We start from the raw sequence: 4,525 nt of genomic DNA on the forward strand, positions 1-4,525 counted from the left end.
TGGCGCCGCCACAGGACGGGAAACCCCGTCCGACCTGCTTAAACACCAGGTCGGGCGGGGTTTCTGCATGTGTGCAAGTGTCGCTGCGGAGCGCGCCGGTAGGCCCCCGAATCCCACGTTGTCTCACCCGAATCCCACCCCTGATCAGGGTGTGTCCCCCAGCCGTCCCCCGGGGGACGGGCTCACTCCGGCTCGTTCCACTCCCGCAGCGCCGCGTCGATCCGGTCGTTGGCCCGCTGCTGGGTCTGTGCGAGCACCTTCGCGTAGACGCGGAAGAGGACGGCGATGGTGTGGCCGGCCCGCCGCGCGCACTCCATGGGGTCCACTCCGGAGCTGAGCCAGAAGGAAACTCCGGCGTGACGTAGGTCATATGGGCGGCGGGCGAGGAGCGACGCGTGCTCGCCCTCGGTCAGTACCTCCTTCCGCGTCCGTGCCCAGACCTCGCCGTACCCGGTCTCCTGGAGCAGGCCACCGCGGCTCGTCCGGAACAGCCGACCGTCCGGGGCGACGCCATACGTCGCGATGTGCTGACGCAGCAGGCGCACGAAGTGCGGCGGGATCGGCACCGGCCGGGAGTCCTTGACCGCCCGCGCCTTCAGATGCCGCATCTCGTGGGCCTCGCCGTCGTCGGTCCAGTTACGACCGGCCCGTACGGCCCCTTCGCGCAGCGTCAGCGTGCCCCACCCCGTCTCCGGGAGTTGGCACTGAGAGTCCCGGAGGGCGGTCGCTTCCGCCGGCCGCATGGCGGCGTAGTACAGGCACCCGAAGAACGCTTCGAGGTGCTCGCCGCGGGGCCCCTGCTCGCGGACGCCTTGCAGAAGCGAGCGAGCCTGGCGCGGGTTCGCGACGCTCTGTGGATCGACTTCCTCGGCTGACTTCGGCGCAACCCACTTCACGGTCGTCAGCGGGTTCACCGGCATGGTGAAGTAGCGCTCTTCGACGGCCAGGCCCAGGACGTCGCTGAGGCACGCGCGCTTGCGTCGGGCGGTACGAGGAGCCGCGGGCTTTCCGTCGATCTTCAGCCCCAGGGCGTCCAGCGCCAGCCGGACGGTGGCCGCGTCTTCGAGTGCGGACACTGGCAGGGAGTTCTTCTCCAGCCACCGCAGAGCCTGCGCGACGTCCTCCGGAGGCTCCTCGTTCCAGCGGTTGCGGTTGTACGCCCATCCGTACAGCGCCCGCCGAAGCAGTGCCGCGTCAGGCTTCCCAGCGGCCGACTTCGCGAGCGCAGGGGTGATGGTGGCCAGAGCGTCCGCGTAGTTCTTCCGGGACTTGGCCGGCGCTGCCGCCCACTTCCGATCGATGTATGCGCGGGTGTGCGCGTACCAGGTGATCGAGCCCTGGAGAGCGCGTAGCTCGGAGGTCGGCAGGCCCTTCTCCTCGTCGAACTGCTCGCCGCGCCGGACGGCGGCCATCAGCTCCGAGCGCCGGCCGTCGGCCTGGGCCTTGAGCTGGTAGCTCTTGGAGTGCTTGCGCTGTCCGACCACCCACCGCAGCCGGTAGGGCTTGGGCCGGTCCCGCCGCACTTCGATCGAGTAGAGGCGCACGTCGTACGTGAGGGGCATGGTTCTCCTGGAACAGGCCGAGGGCCCGCCGGTCCGGCGGGCCCTCGGGTATCTGGCGGGGGAGTGGACGGTCAGGCGGCGGCTTCGAGGTCGCGCCACCATGCGTCGAGGTCGGCACGGCGCACGCGGAGCTGGCCGTTGGGGAGCTTGATGAGCTTGGGTGCCTTGCCGCGGGCTCGCATGCGGTAGAACGCGGCGCGGCTCATGGCGAGTTCGGCGAGGACTTCGGGGAGCTTGAGCATCTGCGGGCTGGCCATGGTGCGACTCCTCTTTGAGCGCGTGGTCTCTTGGCTCTGGTGGATCCGCCACGTCCGCCACGCCGCCACATCGCAGGTCAGAGGCTTGCGTTTGTGGCGGATAGCGATTCTGTGGCGGATAGGTGCCGCCACACACGCGGTGTGGCAGCACCTAGTGGAGCTGGGTTCAGCCCGCGACCGGGAAGAGCGGTGTGGCGGATTCCGCAGACGTGTGGCGGATGGCTGTGGGGCTATCCGCCACGGATTCAACCCGGCTGACCTGCGGTGTGGCGGATGTGGCGGACGTGGCGGATTCCTCCGGGGGCGGAGGGCAGTACCGCGTCCAGGCGTCCGTGAGGTCTTCCGCGTAGTAGCCCTTGGGGAAGCCGGATGGCGTACGGATGCCGCGCGGCTTGATGGGCTTGTTGGCGGGGGTGACGTACTGGGCGAGCAACCGGGCCAGGGTGCGGGAGTTGATCGGCTTGTCGTCCAGATCTCCCCACGGGCCGTCGTCCATGGCCAGCAGCCCTTCCAGAACGACGGCGGTGGGTACGCGATCCGCGCCGCAGAACACCCGGTCGCGCAGGTCCGTCAGCAGCCGGACTCCGAGGGAGGCTTCGTCGTTGTCGTGGGCGGCGCTGATCAGTTCCAGGCACGCGGTCCGGGCCCGGGCGGGCCAGTCGCCCCCGGCGGCGTCGGCGACGGCGAGGAGGGGCTCCCAGACGTCGGCCGGCCGGTCGGTGACGCCGTCGGGCATCTCGGGCCAGGCGTCGGCGACTTGGTCGCGGACGGTGTCGGCCCACGCGGCGAGCTGGTCGCGCAGTTCGTGGCCCTGCTTCTCGTGGATGCGCTGCCGGTAGGGCTCCACTCGCTCGTTCGGGGCGCGCTTGCGCATGCGGATGATGACGGAGCGGGTGAGCACTGTGTCGGGCAGGGAGCCGAGCCCGGCCATGGCGACCGCGCAGTACGAGCCGAAGACCTGCGCGTTCTGGTTGGAGCCCTCTCCCACGCACCGCAGGGCACCGCCGATGCGCCGGTAACCGGCGTTCAGGAAGCCGCGCAGTGCCTCGTCTGCCCCGGCTTTCGGGCCGAAGATGGTGTCCACCTCGTCGAAGAGCACGGTGGGCAGACCGGCGGCGGAGTCGACGAGCCGGTACAGGGCGTTCGCGGATGCCGAGACGGTGCTGACCGGCCGGGGGGTGAGGAGTTCCACGATCTCCAGGGCCCGGGACTTCCCGCTGCCCGGTTCCGGGGAGAGGAACGCGATCCGGGGTGTGGTCTCGAAGCACTCCACCAGGTGCGCGTGAGCGTCCCAGAGCGTGACGGCGACGTAGGCGGCCTCGGTGGGGAAGACGTTGAACCTGCGGTGGAAGCTCTCCACGTCGTTGAGCACGGTGGCGCCGTCGAGGGGCGGTGCGGGTGGTGTCGCGTTCATACGGCGGCGCCTTCCTGGTGGGTGCGGAGCGGGCAGAGGTCGCGGTGGCGGGTGTGGTCTTCGATCAGGGCCAGGGCCTTGCGGCGGCCGGCGGCGAACCGGTTGCGGCCGCACGCGCAGACGCTCGTCGCGGTCGGGACCGCGCCGCGGGGCGCGCTGATGGTCAGCCAGGCGATGGCGTAGCGGCCGTCTCCCATCTGCTGGTCAGGGCGAACAGCAGATGGGACGCCTTCGGCGACGCCCTTCGCCGCACCACCCCCGGTGACGGCCAGGGCCGGTTCGGCGAGGTAGGGGCCGGTGGGGGTGGAGGGCAGGCATTTCAGAGGGGGACTCGGCCGGGAGCTCACGTCGTCTCCCTCGGCCGGCAGGTGCGCAGGGACCAGTTCAGAACGCTGCGCAGAGTCGAGCGGCACTGGGAAGCCGGGAGTCCGGCCGCCTCACCCGCCCTCTGAAATGCCTCCTCCACCTCGTCCCGCGCCAGGTCGCCCCAACCGACGAAGCGAGCCACCTTCCGGGCGCTCTCGAAGAGCTGCGCTTCACGGCCGCCCTCGGCGGTGCCTGCCACGAGGGCGGTCTCCCGCTCCAGCGCGGTCTCAGCAGCCCGATTGCCCCGCTTCGCCACGGACAGCCGCACGGGCCCGGTGGGCCGCTCTTCGGACTTGAGAGCGTCCAGCAGCCATCCCGGCAACGGGGCCACCGGAGCGTGGTGGATCACCTCGTACTCGCGGCCGTTGACGGTGCTGCCGGGGGCGACGACGTACCCGCCCCAGGCTCGGGTGTCGATCGACGGGGCGAGGAACCCGGCGGTGTTGCCGAGCCGGATGCCGTCCGGGGCGGTGAAGTACAGGTGCTCTCCACCGCTCGCGGTCCGCACCCGGTAGGTGGCGGGCACGGCCTGGCCGGTGCGCTCGCAGAGCGCCCCGAAGGTCGTCACGCCGCCAGGCGTGTCCGTACTGCTGTTGGGCTTGGGCATGTCCAGGTCGACGACGACCAGCCCGGACGGGCCGGTCGCGATCCCGACGTTGAACCGGCCGGCGGACCAGGCCCGGTGGATGCGGTCGGGGTCGGTGGTGGCGCGCCGCTCCCACTTGCGGTGACCACTGGCGCAGTCCCCGACCAGGGGGCAGACGGACTCACCGTGAAGCGCGGGCCGCTTGTCGGCGGGCCGGAGCGGGAAGACGTGCCAGCCCTGCTCGGCGGCTCGTAAGGCTGCGGACAGCAGCGCGGACGGGGCGTGATGGGTCATGCTGGATGTCTCCAGTTCTCGTGAGTGAGTTGCTGGACGAGGGCGG

5 protein-coding genes are annotated in these 4,525 nt (G+C 70.9%); all 5 read right to left on the reverse strand.

Translation table 11 applies throughout. The features are described from left to right. Positions 1-182 precede the first annotated feature (182 nt). Positions 183-1,562 carry a tyrosine-type recombinase/integrase gene (locus tag JKV81_RS09565; protein WP_202075400.1) on the reverse strand — a complete coding sequence of 460 codons (1,380 nt, stop codon included), beginning with the start codon at positions 1,560-1,562 and terminating at the stop codon, positions 183-185. A gap of 71 nt (positions 1,563-1,633) precedes the next feature. Then, on the reverse strand, positions 1,634-1,819 hold the full coding sequence (locus tag JKV81_RS09570) for a helix-turn-helix transcriptional regulator (RefSeq protein ID WP_030635885.1): 186 nt from the start codon (positions 1,817-1,819) through the stop codon (positions 1,634-1,636). A 166-nt stretch (positions 1,820-1,985) separates the two neighbouring features. Beyond that, the gene (locus JKV81_RS09575) at positions 1,986-3,233 is read right to left on the reverse strand and encodes a DUF3631 domain-containing protein (RefSeq protein ID WP_202075401.1); all 1,248 of its coding nucleotides are present in this window, start codon (positions 3,231-3,233) and stop codon (positions 1,986-1,988) included. Then, positions 3,230-3,580, reverse strand: coding sequence for a hypothetical protein (locus tag JKV81_RS36140; protein ID WP_307820509.1), 351 nt, complete (start codon positions 3,578-3,580; stop codon positions 3,230-3,232). Before JKV81_RS36140 ends, JKV81_RS09575 begins: the two co-directional genes overlap by 4 nt. After that, positions 3,577-4,479, reverse strand: coding sequence for a bifunctional DNA primase/polymerase (locus JKV81_RS09585; protein WP_202075402.1), 903 nt, complete (start codon positions 4,477-4,479; stop codon positions 3,577-3,579). The genes JKV81_RS36140 and JKV81_RS09585 overlap by 4 nt, the downstream gene beginning before the upstream one ends. Positions 4,480-4,525 lie beyond the last annotated feature (46 nt).

It is taken from the genome of Streptomyces silvae, from assembly GCF_016745505.1.
Taxonomy (GTDB): domain Bacteria; phylum Actinomycetota; class Actinomycetes; order Streptomycetales; family Streptomycetaceae; genus Streptomyces; species Streptomyces silvae.

Coding starts and splice junctions, on each gene's coding strand:
- JKV81_RS09585 (WP_202075402.1), bottom strand. CDS start 4,479: ATGACCCATCACGCCCCGTCCGCGCTGCTGTCCGCAGCCTTACGAGCC.
- JKV81_RS09565 (WP_202075400.1), bottom strand. CDS start 1,562: ATGCCCCTCACGTACGACGTGCGCCTCTACTCGATCGAAGTGCGGCGG.
- JKV81_RS09570 (WP_030635885.1), bottom strand. CDS start 1,819: ATGGCCAGCCCGCAGATGCTCAAGCTCCCCGAAGTCCTCGCCGAACTC.
- JKV81_RS09575 (WP_202075401.1), bottom strand. CDS start 3,233: ATGAACGCGACACCACCCGCACCGCCCCTCGACGGCGCCACCGTGCTC.